The 14247-nt window shown below is 44.1% G+C and carries 12 protein-coding genes; 7 read left to right on the forward strand and 5 right to left on the reverse strand.

Features of this window, described 5'->3' with window-relative positions; translation table 11 throughout:
- Positions 1-233, forward strand: a 233-nt coding sequence (locus tag OQZ33_RS22795) for a zinc-binding dehydrogenase (protein ID WP_265801817.1), incomplete at its 5' end; no start/stop codon positions are given.
- A 148-nt stretch (positions 234-381) separates the two neighbouring features.
- Here OQZ33_RS22795 and OQZ33_RS22800 read toward each other — a convergent pair.
- Together OQZ33_RS22800 and OQZ33_RS22805 are read right to left on the reverse strand one after the other, a co-directional pair.
- Complete coding sequence (locus OQZ33_RS22800; protein ID WP_265801818.1) at positions 382-1158, reverse strand: zinc-binding alcohol dehydrogenase family protein; 777 nt, start codon at positions 1156-1158, stop codon at positions 382-384.
- Entirely contained in the window at positions 1112-1390 is a 279-nt protein-coding gene (locus OQZ33_RS22805; protein ID WP_265801819.1) for an alcohol dehydrogenase catalytic domain-containing protein, read from the reverse strand. Before OQZ33_RS22805 ends, OQZ33_RS22800 begins: the two co-directional genes overlap by 47 nt.
- 492 nt (positions 1391-1882) lie before the next feature.
- On the opposite strand from OQZ33_RS22805, the gene OQZ33_RS22810 reads away from it, so the two are divergent.
- The 3 genes from OQZ33_RS22810 (at position 1883) to OQZ33_RS22820 (ending at position 3912) form a co-directional block, all read left to right on the forward strand.
- Positions 1883-2275, forward strand: a complete 393-nt coding sequence (locus OQZ33_RS22810; protein ID WP_265801820.1) for a hypothetical protein — start codon at positions 1883-1885, stop codon at positions 2273-2275.
- A complete protein-coding gene (locus tag OQZ33_RS22815; RefSeq protein ID WP_265801821.1) occupies positions 2276-2638 on the forward strand; it encodes a hypothetical protein in 363 nt (120 codons plus the stop codon). It abuts the gene before it with no gap.
- A gap of 317 nt (positions 2639-2955) precedes the next feature.
- Positions 2956-3912 (forward strand): quinone oxidoreductase family protein, encoded by a 957-nt coding sequence (locus OQZ33_RS22820; protein WP_265801822.1) that lies wholly within the window; start codon positions 2956-2958, stop codon positions 3910-3912.
- 1344 nt (positions 3913-5256) lie between these two features.
- Here OQZ33_RS22820 and OQZ33_RS22825 read toward each other — a convergent pair.
- Positions 5257-6402, reverse strand: a complete 1146-nt coding sequence (locus tag OQZ33_RS22825; protein WP_265801823.1) for a sensor histidine kinase — start codon at positions 6400-6402, stop codon at positions 5257-5259.
- A gap of 53 nt (positions 6403-6455) precedes the next feature.
- Here OQZ33_RS22825 and OQZ33_RS22830 point away from each other — a divergent pair, with 53 nt between their 5' ends.
- Positions 6456-6623 (forward strand): hypothetical protein, encoded by a 168-nt coding sequence (locus OQZ33_RS22830; RefSeq protein ID WP_265801824.1) that lies wholly within the window; start codon positions 6456-6458, stop codon positions 6621-6623.
- Here the strand turns inward: OQZ33_RS22830 and OQZ33_RS22835 are convergent.
- Together OQZ33_RS22835 and OQZ33_RS22840 are read right to left on the reverse strand one after the other, a co-directional pair.
- Positions 6620-7357, reverse strand: coding sequence for a LytR/AlgR family response regulator transcription factor (locus tag OQZ33_RS22835; protein WP_265801825.1), 738 nt, complete (start codon positions 7355-7357; stop codon positions 6620-6622). The genes OQZ33_RS22830 and OQZ33_RS22835 overlap by 4 nt on opposite strands.
- 667 nt (positions 7358-8024) lie before the next feature.
- Entirely contained in the window at positions 8025-8570 is a 546-nt protein-coding gene (locus tag OQZ33_RS22840; RefSeq protein ID WP_265801826.1) for a hypothetical protein, read from the reverse strand.
- Positions 8571-9568: 998 nt separating this feature from the next.
- Between OQZ33_RS22840 and OQZ33_RS22845 the strand changes: the two genes are divergently transcribed.
- Positions 9569-11026 carry a TlpA family protein disulfide reductase gene (locus OQZ33_RS22845; protein WP_265801827.1) on the forward strand — a complete coding sequence of 486 codons (1458 nt, stop codon included), beginning with the start codon at positions 9569-9571 and terminating at the stop codon, positions 11024-11026.
- 8 nt (positions 11027-11034) lie between these two features.
- Positions 11035-14238 carry a SusC/RagA family TonB-linked outer membrane protein gene (locus OQZ33_RS22850; protein WP_265801828.1) on the forward strand — a complete coding sequence of 1068 codons (3204 nt, stop codon included), beginning with the start codon at positions 11035-11037 and terminating at the stop codon, positions 14236-14238.
- The last annotated feature ends 9 nt before the right edge of the window (positions 14239-14247 follow it).

The raw sequence follows: 14247 nt of genomic DNA on the forward strand, positions 1-14247 counted from the left end.
CCGAAATGATGAAAAAGCGGTTGACCATTACCGGAAGTACGCTCCGGGGAAGGGAATATACATTCAAAAAACAGCTGGCAAAAGAAATTGAGGAGCAGGTGTGGCCATTATTGGACACTGGTCAACTGAAACCGCTTATTTACAAAACTTTTAGTTTTGAGGATGTTATCCAGGCGCATGAACTGATGGAGTCCAGCGAACATATCGGGAAAATTGTTCTGGTGCATGAATAGTCGAATACGCGATTCATACCCAGAGCCTTATTCGTATATATTGGAATCCAAATCAGCTCAACTGTTAAGAGAAGCTAATCGGGATTCCAGACAGGATAGCGGCCCAAATGACTCAGGTTGCAATTTCAAAAGTATCCGGCTGGACGCATTAATATTCTATGACTATTTTACCGATGGACTTACCACTTTCCAGCAACCCGTGGGCCCGTTTCAGATTCTCTGTGCTAAATTCAGATAGGCACTGATTGATTGTAGAGGTGATTGTTCCACTTTCAAAAAGGGCCGCAGCTTGTTTCAGAATGTGGTGCTGACGGCTCATGTCTTCTGTCTGAAACATTGATCTGGTAAACATCAGCTCCCAGTGAAAGCTGACGCTTTTTCCTTTTAACGCCCTTAAATTTACACTTTCAACCGGGTCGCTGATCGATCCGATCTGACCTTGTGGCTTGACAAGGGTGACCATGGCATCCCAATACATATTGACGTTTACGAAGTCAACTATAAAATCTACCTGTCGAAAACCGGCCTGTTGAACTTCCTCAACAAGGTTCTGATGATTCACTACAAAATCTGCGCCCTGTTGCTTACACCATTCTGCACTTTCTGTACGGGAGGCGGTAGCGATGACGGTTAATCCGTCTATCCGCTTCGCGATTTGAATGGCAATAGATCCAACACCGCCCGCGCCACCGATGATAAGCAATGATCTGCCGCTGTCACTTTCATTGATCCGGATCCGGTCAAAAAATAGCTCCCAGACCGTGAGAAGGGTTAGGGGCATGGCGGCGGCTTCTGCCCAGGAAAGGTTCCGGGGTTTTCTCCCCACAATGCGCTCATCCACCAGCTGATATTCTGCATTACTGCCGCTTTTGGTGATATCACCTGCATAATACGTGGTCTCCCTTTTCGAATAAAGTAACCTCACTTCCAGTGTCTTCAACAATACCTACCGCATCCCAGCCAATTATTTTGGTTTGCTCAAGTACCTTATCTTTTGCGCTGCTCTGCCGGACTTTATAATCTACCGGATTGACGCTGATTGCGATGATTTTAACCAGCAGGTTTCTGCCTTTGGCTTCAGGTTTTTCTGTTTCGAAGGAGATAAAGCTTTCTTCTTCGCTAATTGGTAATGATTTTCTAAATCCTATTGCTTTCATTGAAATATTCTTAGATACTGATAAGTGTTAACTGCTGAAAAGTGATTGATTTGTATAGGTTTATTGCAACAAGTTAATCCAGCTACTAAATTAATGGCTTGTCGCCTCAGTAAAGATAATAGTTGCCTCATATTCAAAAGTTTTAATATATAACCTGATTTTTTATCTTTAGTGTCACTGCCGCAAAGTAACTCTAAGTGGTATCCTGGACAGGCTTCCATATTGTACGCAATATCATAGAATCGAACCTTTTTCCACATGTGGCTACCTATCGGATCGCGGCTGCAATAGGTATTAATAACAATAGGCATATCCAAAATTTAAGTATTAACATTTGCGTTTAGAATCATAGGTGGTTTCGCGCTGGCGCAGGTGACACTAATTCCCTTTACTACCTTTATAGCCAGTATTTATGCCTGGCAGTTCAGTTACATGATTCAGGCTGTAGTGATTTTGTTGACTTTAATAATCATTTGTAAAGGACTGCCTGCAATGCTGAACACGGAAGTAAAGTCTTTTAAAAGCCAGTTGAGTATACTCCGGAGGCCAAGATTTCTTGCGGGAACTGGACTGAACTTATTTTTGATCCCGGCCTGGTTTTGTTCTTATAGTTATTTCGCGGATTATCTTTCCAAAGCGATGGGCTTAGCTGCTCCACAGATCAGCTACATGCTACTGTTGTTTGGTGTGATGGGGGTGATTTCTAACTTTCTGGTGGGCCGTTTATTAAGAAAACATATGTTCAGCGCGATGCTGTTTTTTCTTGCAAGTCCTTTTCTGGTGCCGTTTGCATTCCAGTATTTTAGTGGTTCATTTTTTAGTATTGCGCCGGTGGTCGGCTTTTGGGGCGTGATGTATGGACATTTTTTTGATTGGCGTGGGTAAATGATATCTGCGGCGCAGAATGCTAAGGAATTTGCGAACAGTCTGCAGACTTCATTTGGAAATCTTGGGATTTCGCTCGGTACGGCAACTGGTGGTTGGTTCATCAGTCATTATGGGATAGCCGTTACGCCCTGGGTAGGAAATGGCTTTGGGATACTGGCGATGGTGATGGTTTTCAGGAGGGCTTGGCTGGATAGGGTTAGGAGAGTTGATCAATCCAATTCTGCCACGAATTTAAGGTTCAGCTGCGGCACGCAAAGGAATTCCCGGCATAAACCCTCCTGTGGCCTTTCCATTTTGAATCCATCTATGCGTTCCTCCTTTCGCTTTGGCACAAAACCTGAACCTTTTTGCGCACCATAATTAAATCTTAAATATTATGGAAAAGAATGTTAAAGTTTCAGGAATCGAAATCAATTAGCGTTTATTTGGAAAGTGTTCAACTTTTTTAAAGTTCAGAGCACTAATTGATGATAAGATGTCTTTAAATATTTCTCAATGTGATCAATTATGTCGGATGTAGAAATAGAAAAACTTAACTAAGCTAAAATTCTGTATTTATTGTAAAATGTGAAATTAAAAAACGCAGACTGGCTGGAAATTTTGTTCTCTTTTATAATCCTTTGGATGGATATTTCCAGAATATTAAGGTAGGGTGCATATTTAAAAAAATAAAAAAAATGAAAGCAGCAGTATATTCGAAGAATGGTGGGCCGGAAGTGTTTGCCTATATCGACGTGGCGGATCCGATTGCGGATCAAAACCAGGTACTTATTAAAGTTGAGGCCATCAGCATTGAAGGCGGGGACCTGACCAATCGCCTACTTTCCTCGCCTCCAACTGAAAACTATATTGTGGGTTATGCGGCAGCCGGGGAGATCATTGGTCTTGGAGCCAATGTGAGCAGTTTTAAATTGGGGCAAAAAGTAATCACTTTTAGCTGGTCAGGGTCACATGCAGCACTGCGGGCTGTGGATGCTTCCGCAACTTATCTGATCCCGGAGGGAATGGACGCACAGCTGGCCATTGCTTCATTCATTGGGGTTGGAACTGCTGCGCTGGCCATTCATTTGAGTAATATAAAATCAGGGCAGCGTGTTTTAGTAAGTGGTGCGACGGGTGGGGTAGGCAATGCGGTTGTTCAGCTTTTGACTCATCAGGGAATTGAAACGATTGCCACAGGGAGAAGTGCTGATACACTGGATTCATTAAAACAATTAGGCGTTTGGAAGACAATTGTAAGTGGTGAAACGGCGATTCATGACCAGGTCAGCAATATAGATAAAAGTGGGGTAGATGTTTTTATAGATACGGTAGGCTTAGCGGTTTTGATCGACGGAATCAAGGCAGTAAAAAATGGTGGCAAAGTGGTATTGATCGCCGGACGTGCCGGTACCGGAAATTATATTGATCCGCTTTATATCCTTTCACACAGGCTTACTGTGATCGGATGTTTGCTTGGTGCGGTGATGCAGGAAAAGTTTGTTGCGGATTTGCTGGAAAAATCCCTTCGATTAGTTGCTGAGGGTAAAATCAAAGTTCCGATCCATAAGGTTTTCAAACTTGCTGATGCCGAAAGTGCACACCGGGAAGCGGAAAAGTCGGGTAAATTTGGAAGAATCATAATGGTGCCTTAACAGGCGCTGCGTATGATGAAAACAGATAGAATTCCCTGGCTGTGCTTAAAGTCGGTTATGGCCACACATTTGGATATCACTTAAGCAGTTTGGGTTGGTTTTCAAATCGACATCCGTGCTAATTTTGTACTATAAAATTAATAAAAATAAATACGGATAAAGAATTGATTGATAAGACAGATAAGTTCCTGAGGAAAGCAATCCTCCAGAGTGAATTTGTTGAAGTTATCGATCATTTGTTTGTGCAGAGGTTAAGGCTCAATGGAGAAACCCAATTAACGTGGCCATGGCTCTTACTGCATTTGCTTATGGTATGGTTGGTGTATACTATTTAGAAAGGGATCCAATAGATATGGATCATAAAAGTTTATGGCTCTTTTTTATTATAATTGAAATCTAAATTAATATATAAAGAATAATAATCATGCTATTAACTTTTATTGAAAAGCTCTCAATTATCCAGTTATTTGGCTTTGGATTTTGGAGTGTGTGCTATTTCTTTTTTATACAGCGATTGTTTAAAGAAATGGACATTGTGGTTACTTGGATAACAAGGATCGCAGGAATTCTATATACAATGACTTTTATTATTTGGTTCTTGGAAGGTTATTTTGGTACGGATAGTTACATGTTTACTAGTGGAAATGAGATGTTTGGTTCCTATGCCTTTACATTTTGGTTTCAACTTCTGATCCCATTTCTAGTTACTCAAACACTTTGGATTAAAGCATTTAGGCAAAAAAGGTACTTAAGATTAATTATAGGATTTCTTTTGTTATGGATACTTGAGGTAGAAAGGTTAACGATAATAATTACGAGCCTCCATAGAGATTATATGGCTTTTGATTTTTCATTCTTACTTTATCCGTTAATTTTAGGCTACTTCATGAAACTAATTTTGTTTTTAGTATTCAATGGGTTAGTCTATTGGATTATTTTAAACATTATAAGCACACGCAAGCTGAACAATAATAGTATTTCTTAAATGGCGGTAGATTAATTTTGACGCTTTCCCTAACCAATCCTTTCCTCAAAAGGGGTGGCTTAAGCGAGGAAAGGCTCGGTCTAGTCATCGATTTTGTGAAAGATAGCAATCATAGCGCTTGCTTTAAGGTACTGCGTGCATTCAGTGAAAATTATATTTTTCAAATACGGCACGAAATCTCATTTGGCCGGTCGTATTGTTGACAAAGTAAAAATTGCCTTCGATGGCTTGGTGCGTTTTTTTAATTCATACAGCTATATTCCCGAGCGAAAACTAATTAGGCCAATAGTTAAATAGCATGTTGAGAGGTTGTTTCGTAGCCTTGTCATAATCAGAATATAGTTGATTTTTTATTTCATTTATTGTGGACCGATATTTTGGTTTGGGAACGCATTCTCTGCGGGTAGAGGCTCAAGTGGTGTTCTTATCTTCACGATATATTGATTTCCAAGTGCATAATGCTGGATTTGGGCCTGTGGTCCGTAGCTCAGCAGCAAGCGCTTCCTGATGTTTTGCAGTCCGGTATGGTCTCCGCTGTCATTCAGTCCTGTGCTGACCAGGTTACGGGTTTGAATGTAGAGGCAGGTCTCGTCTCTTTGGATATTCAGCGTTGCGGGATAGTCCGGGTGACTGAGGTTTCCATGCTTGAACATGTTTTCTGCCAGCGTGAGTAAGACCAGTGGTATGAACTTTTGCTGTTCGAGCTGCGGTTCTATTTTTAAAAGGAATACTGTTGGCCCGCCCTCCTGGCGCATTTCCCATAAGGCAATGAGGTTTTTGATCTGCTCCATCTCATCTGAGATTTTGACCAGTGATGGTTCGTTGCCGCTGCGCAGGGCATATCTTATGATCCTGGATAGCAGCGCGAGTGCTTTGCCAGCTGTGGGATCGCTTTTATGGATCTTGCTGTAGATGAAACTAATGGTGTTGAAAAGGAAATGCGGGTTGATCTGGGCACGGAGAAATGCATTTTTGGTATGGTGCAGTTCTATCTGTGTTTGTTTGGCTTTTAGCTGCCCGATAAGGATGTTCTTTTCCGATAATTCTCTCCTATCGCGCTCTTTTAGATAATTGATAAGGGAATAATAACCGGAGGAGAGGAAGATAAAATAAATGCTGCGCCAGATGCCTCCATAGATAAACCGCTCATCTAACAATACTTTTCCGCTTTGCATTTCGGGGAGGATATAGGAGATGGCCAGATCTGAACAGTATTTACAGGCGATGAATACCGCGATTTCAAGGACTATAAACAAGGGCAGTTTCCACAGTAGGTGTTTTCTGTGCTTGAGTGCTGCTGGAAGAACAATCTTGGCGTGTGCATAAAAGAGCAGGATGTTGACCGCGTAATGCAGAAGGTAAAAGATAATTTTACTGAATGTGCCTGTCGCAAATGCGATGGACAGGGACTCATAGGTCATATAAATGCTCCAGCATCCGGCATGAAAAGTGACATTTTTGAGATTATTCTTTAAGTTGGATATTGTTCTTGCGTAAGTCAGCATAAGCCTTGCGTAATAAGTTCTTGAATGGTTTTTTAGGGGGCTAAGTTTCCCATATGAAACACAACAGCCACCAAAGATTGAGCAAAAAAACAGTATTTGTTTACCGCTCCAGAGACCAGAAAAAAGGGATGAGTACTGACCCGACCGAAACCAGTATCACCATTATTGTTACCGGTACCGGGGTGAACCCTGGCGCTCAGCCGTCTCCGAAAAAGAGCTAGATTCTCCTGGAGACCCAGATTTTTTGGGCAATCAAATCCCGGAATCTGCTGTCATAGGGTTTGCTCATCGGAATGGGATGCTTCCCAAGATAAACGACGTTCCCTACAATACGCGTTACGTAGGAACCGTTTATCAGATAGGATTTATGTACCCTGAAAAACTGATCATTCACGCAGAGCATGTCGGTCAGTTCGCTGATGGTCATGTAGCTGTTATGTCGCTCGCTTTCGGTGAAAACGTCTACATAGTTACCCGCTGCCCTGATGTGGGTGATACTGGATAAATCTATTTTATCAATTCTTCCGCGCTCCCCGGGTCTGAAAAATGCCAGGTCTTCATAACCGGATTTTCTGATTTTCTCCACAAAACATTCTTTTAATACCCTGTTGACTACTTTGGCAAAAGTTTCGAGTTCGATGGGCTTGAGCAGGAAATCGCGTGCCCGTACGTCGAAGGCTTTAAGGGCGTATCCGTCATGTGCTGTGGTGAAAATGATGTTGGGTGATTGGGTCTGGAGGTTTTCGGCAAGCTGGATGCCGGAGAGCCCTGGCATGTCAATGTCGAGGAAGATCAGGTCGATGTCTTGGGCCTGGCTGAGTTCGCTCAGGGCGTGAAGGGGTTTGGTAAAGGTTTTGTGTACTTGCAGGTTCGGGAATTCCCCGATGTGGTCGGTGAGGATGGCAATAGCCGACCGATCGTCGTCAACAATGACGCAATTGTAGGTTTTTTTCATAAAAAATAGGTTGGTTAGTGCAATTTAATATTTTTTATTCTTAAAAGGAATACATAAATGTCACTAAATGATTACGTTAGCTAGTGTCCGCGTTCTATGGGCCTGATTTTTCAGTTTTGTTGTGAAGGGGATGAAGGAGTAGTTAAGTTTATATCGGCGTAAAGGGATGGAAAGTGTCCTTTAAAGCGGATAGGAACTTAATCATCAATCGGTTAAGGTTGGTTGATCAAAGGAATGGTTAGCGGCTAATGTAATATCAAGGTGGGAAGTAAGGTTCGCTTTGATACCCGGTAATTGATAACTTAAATGGTTGGCAACTTTGCTTAAAACATATAGGTGAATCCATTGTTGGCTGCGATGGTGATCAACGGTTCTATGGTGTTTCTAAACTTCGTTTTGTACGCTTCTGTTAACTCCTTACACGATCCAGGTCTGGAAAGATGCCGAGGTAATCTTCGAGGAGCCTTTAGTGGTTGTTTCCAAGAAATCCAAAAAACGTATTAAATTTTTCTTATCGTTTTTCTGGTCATGAATACTAAGCTCCTTAAAACTCTTCATCGTGTTATGCTTCGAATGTTAAGATGTAAAATTAAAAAAATAGAGTTTGATGTCAGCATTATTAGAAAAAGATTGTGCAAAAAAAAAGTGCTTTTTAATAATAGACAGTTCATTTTTTTACCAGTCTGTAGTAGCTTGGCTTGGGGCCACGACCTTCTCTTGCATTATCCTTATTATGTGTTTTCTCAATGTTGCTTTTGAAAGTTTTTTTGAATCTGTCAACAATCTCACTTACAGAATAAGTTTCACCAAATTTGCTTAGGATGTTATTGGCAATTTCTTCTGCTAAAAATTCACTACCAATTTTGTAGGTCTTCAAAATCGCTTTTATTTGTTCATTGACAGCGTTATGGCTATAAGTCTTTTCTCTATGCAAACCTTTTTTTTTGCGGTATGCTATTCTTTGCTTAGTATTTTCCGGAATAGTTTCAGAAGAGGGAAGAGGATAATCTGGATTACCAAACTCGAAATATCTTAAGCCAAATATATTTGAGATTCCTTCTAGAGTTTTTAAAACGGCTCCTTTCTGCCCTTTTAAGATGCCCGATATAGCCTTACTATTCGTTTTGGCTAGATGCGCTATATCTACATCATGCAGGCCGAAACGTTTCATGTAACGTTCCAATTGTTGAGCATACTCGAAAGCAACATCCATATCATTTTATCAATAATTAATAGAAATAATTCTTTAATTATATTATTATTACTATATTTGTTATCAGTTATTTATAGCGACAAATAGAGTTGGGGCAACCTGGCTTTAACGATGTCTCTCATGAGTGAAAACCGCTAAATTTCCACATGAGCTGATCGTGAGTTCGCCAATACTATTGAGTTTTGCTATCTTCGTGATATCTTATATTCAATAGGGCGGAGCTCATGTTAGTCTTTTGTGGAACACAAACCTCGGTTTGTGTGGTTCTTAGCGGTACCTCACTCGAAAGCATTGAGTTTCGCCCTATTGGTTTCTTTTCAATAAGGTTTCCCATTTGCTTTTATTGAGCCTGCATCGTTTTACATAAAAACGACCGTTTATGAAAACGAAAAAATTAAGCACAATCAAAGTGATTCATTTCCACGAAGTGGTTTCTGTTTATTCCCTCAAATTCTTTTTAAAGAACATTATTTGTTCCCCTTCATAATGATGGACTAAGAAATTCCGGGACAAAAAATAGCCGAAGAAAGGTGAGGCTGTTGTGTGGTTGAGAGCACGCTTCAGATTCGCTTGGTTATATTTTGCCCGGGACCAGCCTTTATGGCTTTTTAGTCCTGGTTCATTACTATGGTTATCGCATTTGCCAAGTTAAGCAACTTTTTCTAATTACCAATACGGTTTACTGTATCTGCATGTTTTTTCATGTGGTAAGGCTGGTTTTTGCTTTATTTTTTCTCTTTTTTCCTGGTTTTTTTCTGTTTTAATTTTTTCTATTTCTGTCTAATTTTTAACATCTAATGGCATGGGCAAATTTGCGTGTTATCCTTTTGATCGGCTTTTTGCTTTGAAGCCCAAGAATCCGGTTTGAGCAGTTGGGGGTGCAGGGGGTCTTTTTTTGAAAAAATAGGTTCTTTAATGATTGATTTAGTTTTGCCTTCCTGCATTCTTTTTTTTGGTGTTTTTCTTTTTTTCCTTTAATCAACTAAACCAAACTTTTTATGAAACAAACAACGATTTCTATCGTAAGGGGAGAGCTATGCCTTTTATTTCATGGTAGATCAATGAAGATATTTACTTTTTTTTCGCTGGTTCTGGCCTTTTACGCAAATATGGCCTCAGCGCAGGTTCCTCGTTCGGCCGATGAGTTGGTTGTCGGCCAGAGGATTCCTGATGATTTGTGGGATGTGCCTTTCAGGTCGCTAAGGGTGGGTGGCGGTGGTGGTGGCGATGGCGTGTTGAAGGGGAAGGGTTTTGAACCGGCGGTGTTAAGGCTGCGGGAGCTGAAGGGGCGGCTGATTATTCTTGATTTCTGGGCGACTTGGTGCGGGGGCTGTATCGCGGGATTTCCCAAGGCGAAGAAGTTACAGGAGCGTTTTGGTGAGGAGGTTTCGTTTGTGCTGGTGAACAATGAAGATCCGTTGAAAGCGGAGCGGTTACTTTCCCGGCGGCTTGCGGAGAATGGAGAGGTTTTCCGGTATGTCAATTCGGATACGCTGCTGAACAGGCTTTTTTTTAAGCGGCTGATCCCGCATTATGTGTGGATTGATGGGAGTGGAAAGGTGATGGCGGTGACGGGTGGGGATGAGCTGACAGAAGATAATATTTCATTGGTGCTTTCTGGTGGGGATGGGGTATCGGGGATCCGGAATGTGCTGGATATTGACCGTGAGCTCCCGCTTTTCAGTTCTCCTGATTTATCTGCTGCTGGGCTGATGAAATATAGTCTGCTGACTAAGGGCAAAGTTGCGGGGCTTCCGAGTGGGTTTTTGTTGCGGAAGGATAAGGTTACCGGGCTGAATTCTGGTTTGGCGATTACCAACCTGCCTTTCTGGTATATCTATAAGAAATTGTTTGCTGAGTTTCTGATTGAAACTAAGGATTTCCACGGTTCGGACAGGCTGGTGTATGAAGGGAGGGATAGGTGTTTGTTGCAGGATACTTTTTTTAATTATGAGTTTTCGGTCTCCGGGCCGCTGATCTCAAGGCTTGATTCGCTGATGTTGGCGGACCTGAATACTTTTTCACCTTTCCGGTTTGCCTTGGAAAAGAGAAGGGTGAAGACGCTTTCGCTGGGGGTGGTGGACAGTACGAAACTGCCCCGGGTGAAGGTTGCGGGGAAGGTGAGGGGCGGTGCTGCTGAGAGCCATGTTGGAGTTATGTCCGCTGCTGATGGCGGTGCGGAGAGGAGGAGGGTACGGTTTGAAAAGGTGAGGATGAGGGAGCTAGTTTATTTGCTGAAGGAAAAGGGTTTGGTTTCGGGGACTGTGGTGTATGGGACTTTTTCGGATGTGTTGGTTTCATTGGAACTTTCGTGGCCTGGTCCTGCGGAGGATTCAGGGGGTGGATTTTTGGAGGGTTTGAACAGGCAGTTATCGGGCTTCGGGATGAGGCTCACTGAAGGGTATTCGGAATTAAATTATGGGGTGATCAGGGACCAGATGGTGAATTTAGATTAATGAAGGAAATGAAAAGGATATATATGTTTATGGCGCTGGCCTGGTGTTTGGCTTTGAGCGCAAAGGCCCAGCAGGTGGTTTCTGGCAGGATCATCAATAATAAGGATTCTGCTGTGATCGCGTATGGGTCTGTGGTGATCACTTCTTCCGGCGGGTTCAGGAAGGTGGTGACGACGGGCTCTGACGGTTATTTTTCGGCGGCTTTGCCTGACGGGCGATACCGGGCTTCAGTATCTTCGGTGGGCTTTGCTACTGGAGTGCTGGATTTTTTGGTGCCTATGAAGGGTTCGCTGCTCATTGGGCTGGACGCGGTGGAAAACCAGTTGGAGGATGTGACGGTGAATACGGGTTATCAGCTCTTGGACCGGACGCGTTCTACGGGGTCTTTTTCGAAGGTGACCACTGTGCAGCTCAGCCAGCAGGTGGGCAGGAATGTGCTGGACCGGTTGGAGGCGATTGGGAATGGGCTGAATGTGGATCGGGCGACGGGCACCGAGGGCAGAATATCTATCAGGGGGCTAAGTACGATCAGGGGGCCGAAGGAGCCGCTGATTATTCTGGATGATTTCGCTTATTCAGGTGACTTAGGTAATATCAATCCGGATGATGTAGAAAGCATTACGGTGCTGAAGGATGCTTCGGCGGCCTCGATCTGGGGTGCCAGGGCAGGTAACGGGGTGATTGTAATCACCACTAAGAGGTCCAGGTTCAATGCGCCGCTGGCGATTGATTTCAGTACTACGGTGAGCGTACTGGACAAGCCTGACCTGGGTTATGAGCAGCGGATGGGCTCAGCTGATTTTTTAGGGGTGGAGGAGTTTTTGTTTGGGAAGGGGTATTATACCAGCGCGGTGAATTCCTTCTATAAGCAGCCACTGACGCCTTTTGTGGAACTGCTGTTACTGCAATCAGAGGGTAAGCTTTCCGTTCAGCAGCTGGCGGATTCCAGGGCAACGTTTTCCTCGTTTGATGCGTATGATGATTTTGACCGCTATGTGTATGACAAGGGGCTGAACCAGCAGTATTCGCTTCGCCTTTCGGGGAGCGGGGATCGCAACAGCTGGTCTGTTTCGGCGGGCTTTAACCGCAATACGGATAACCTTGGACTCACTGATAGGCGTTCCACGCTGCGGTTTTCTAATACGTTCAATATCATGAAGAACCTGCAGTTCAGCAGCATATTCACTTATTCAGACGCCCGGGTAAAAAGAGGTAGGCAGGGGATCGGGGAGATCGTGAGTTATTCTGGGCTTTATCCTTATGCCAGGTTTGCTGACGGGGCGGGCAATCCGCTGCCAATCACCAAGCAATACCGGGAGACGTATTTGTCCTCTCCGGAGACGGCCCGCCTATTGGACTGGTCATATTATCCCTTGCTGGATTATTTGCATACGGATAACTCTTCGGGACTGAAAGACCTGAACGCGAACTTTGATTTGAGCTACAGGCTGCCCTTTGGGCTCAAGACGAGTTTAAAATACAGCATCGAGGAACAGCGGACTTCTTCAGAGCTGCTGCAGGGCCAGCAGGCGTATTATACCCGGGATTATATCAATTCCTTTACCCAGGTGCCGGCTTCAGGCGCAGTGGTTTATCCTGTGCCGGTTGGGGCGATCCTGGACAGCAGGGAAAGTAGGCTTAAATCCGAGCAGTACAGGGGGCAGCTGGAATATTCCGGAAGCTGGAAGGAGCACCGGGTTTCGGCACTTGTGGGTTTTGAATGGAGAAGGGCGGTAACGAATGGCAATTCTTCCAGGGTATATGGCCTGGATACGGATAAGCTGAATGCCGGGCTGGTGGATTTTGCCCGCCTCTACCCTAATTTTGTGACGGGGGGGAGCAGCTATATCCAGAACGGGACGAGCTTTGATCTGAAGCGTAATAACTTTATTTCCCAGTTCGCCAACCTGGCCTACACTTTCCGGGATGCCTATACGGTTTCGGCGAGTGCGAGGACGGATGCATCAAATGTGTTCGGGATTTCGACCAATAACCGGTGGCGGCCATTGTGGTCCGCGGGGATAGCCTGGGATGTCACCAGGATGCCGTTTTTTAAAGTTGACTTTGTTGATTTTCTGAAGCTGAGGGCGACTTATGGGATGAGCGGAAATGTTGACCCCGGTATGGTGGGGGTGAGTACGATCCGTTATCCGGGGATTTCGGCCTTTACGCAATCGCCATATGCGGTTTTTGATAAATATAGCAATCCTGACCTGCGCTGGGAGAAGGTAGGGATGTTCAATGCGGGTGTGGATTTCAATCTGTGGAAAGGGAGGCTTTCAGGGAGTGTGGAATATTATTCCAAGCAGGCCGATGATTTGTTTGGCATGTTCCCCATCGATTATACCACCGGGGTAGGATCGGCGATCATAAAGAATGTGGCGAAGATCAAAGGGGACGGGATGGATATCCAGTTGAATAGCAACAACCTTTCGGGTGGGTTTAACTGGCAGACCACTTTGAATTTTTCGGCCAATAAGGACCGGGTGGTGAAATATTATGTGCCCAATACGCTGGCGAGTAGTTTTCTACAGTCTGGGGCGAGTGTTTCGGGGATCGAAGGGCTTCCGGTTTATGCTGTTTTTTCTTATAAGTGGGCCGGCCTGGACCCGCTGACGGGCGATCCGATGGGTTTTGTCAACGGGGTGGCGAGCCGGGATTATAATGCTTTGATCGGACCTGCGACCCAGGTCGGGGATTTGAGGTACCATGGATCGGCGCTGCCAAAGTATTTTGGTAACCTGGTGAACAATTTCAGCTACGCAGGGCTGACGCTTTCTGTTAGCATGGGTTTCAAGTTTGATTATTATTTCAGGCGCAAGAGTATTGATTATACGAACCTTTTTGATTCCTGGAACGGGCATGCGGATTTCCAGCAGCGCTGGCGCTCGCCGGGCGATGAGCTGCTTACCAACGTGCCTTCCCTTGTATTTCCCAATCCTTCGGCCAGGGATGCTTTTTATAAGTATGCCGAGGTGCTGATCGAAAAAGGGGACCACGTCCGCATCCAGTACATCAACCTGGACTATGCTTTTGAAAAAAGGATGCTCGGCAGGCTCAAAATTAAAACGCTGAACCTTTTTGCCAATGTGGGTAACCTGGGGATTATCTACAGGGCGAATAAAAAGGGTATCGATCCGGAATATATCACCAGTGGCTTCAACCTTCCTCCGGGCAAGCTATTTTCATTTGGACTGAGGACTTCACTTTAATGCTTACTG

The organism is Pedobacter sp. MC2016-05 (assembly GCF_026239735.1).
Classification (GTDB): Bacteria; Bacteroidota; Bacteroidia; order Sphingobacteriales; family Sphingobacteriaceae; genus Pedobacter.

Coding starts and splice junctions, on each gene's coding strand:
- OQZ33_RS22840 (WP_265801826.1), bottom strand. CDS start 8,570: ATGGATGTTGCTTTCGAGTATGCTCAACAATTGGAACGTTACATGAAA.
- OQZ33_RS22805 (WP_265801819.1), bottom strand. CDS start 1,390: ATGAAAGCAATAGGATTTAGAAAATCATTACCAATTAGCGAAGAAGAA.
- OQZ33_RS22830 (WP_265801824.1), top strand. CDS start 6,456: ATGAAACACAACAGCCACCAAAGATTGAGCAAAAAAACAGTATTTGTT.
- OQZ33_RS22835 (WP_265801825.1), bottom strand. CDS start 7,357: ATGAAAAAAACCTACAATTGCGTCATTGTTGACGACGATCGGTCGGCT.
- OQZ33_RS22810 (WP_265801820.1), top strand. CDS start 1,883: ATGCTGAACACGGAAGTAAAGTCTTTTAAAAGCCAGTTGAGTATACTC.
- OQZ33_RS22850 (WP_265801828.1), top strand. CDS start 11,035: ATGAAAAGGATATATATGTTTATGGCGCTGGCCTGGTGTTTGGCTTTG.
- OQZ33_RS22815 (WP_265801821.1), top strand. CDS start 2,276: ATGATATCTGCGGCGCAGAATGCTAAGGAATTTGCGAACAGTCTGCAG.
- OQZ33_RS22845 (WP_265801827.1), top strand. CDS start 9,569: ATGAAACAAACAACGATTTCTATCGTAAGGGGAGAGCTATGCCTTTTA.
- OQZ33_RS22820 (WP_265801822.1), top strand. CDS start 2,956: ATGAAAGCAGCAGTATATTCGAAGAATGGTGGGCCGGAAGTGTTTGCC.
- OQZ33_RS22825 (WP_265801823.1), bottom strand. CDS start 6,402: ATGCTGACTTACGCAAGAACAATATCCAACTTAAAGAATAATCTCAAA.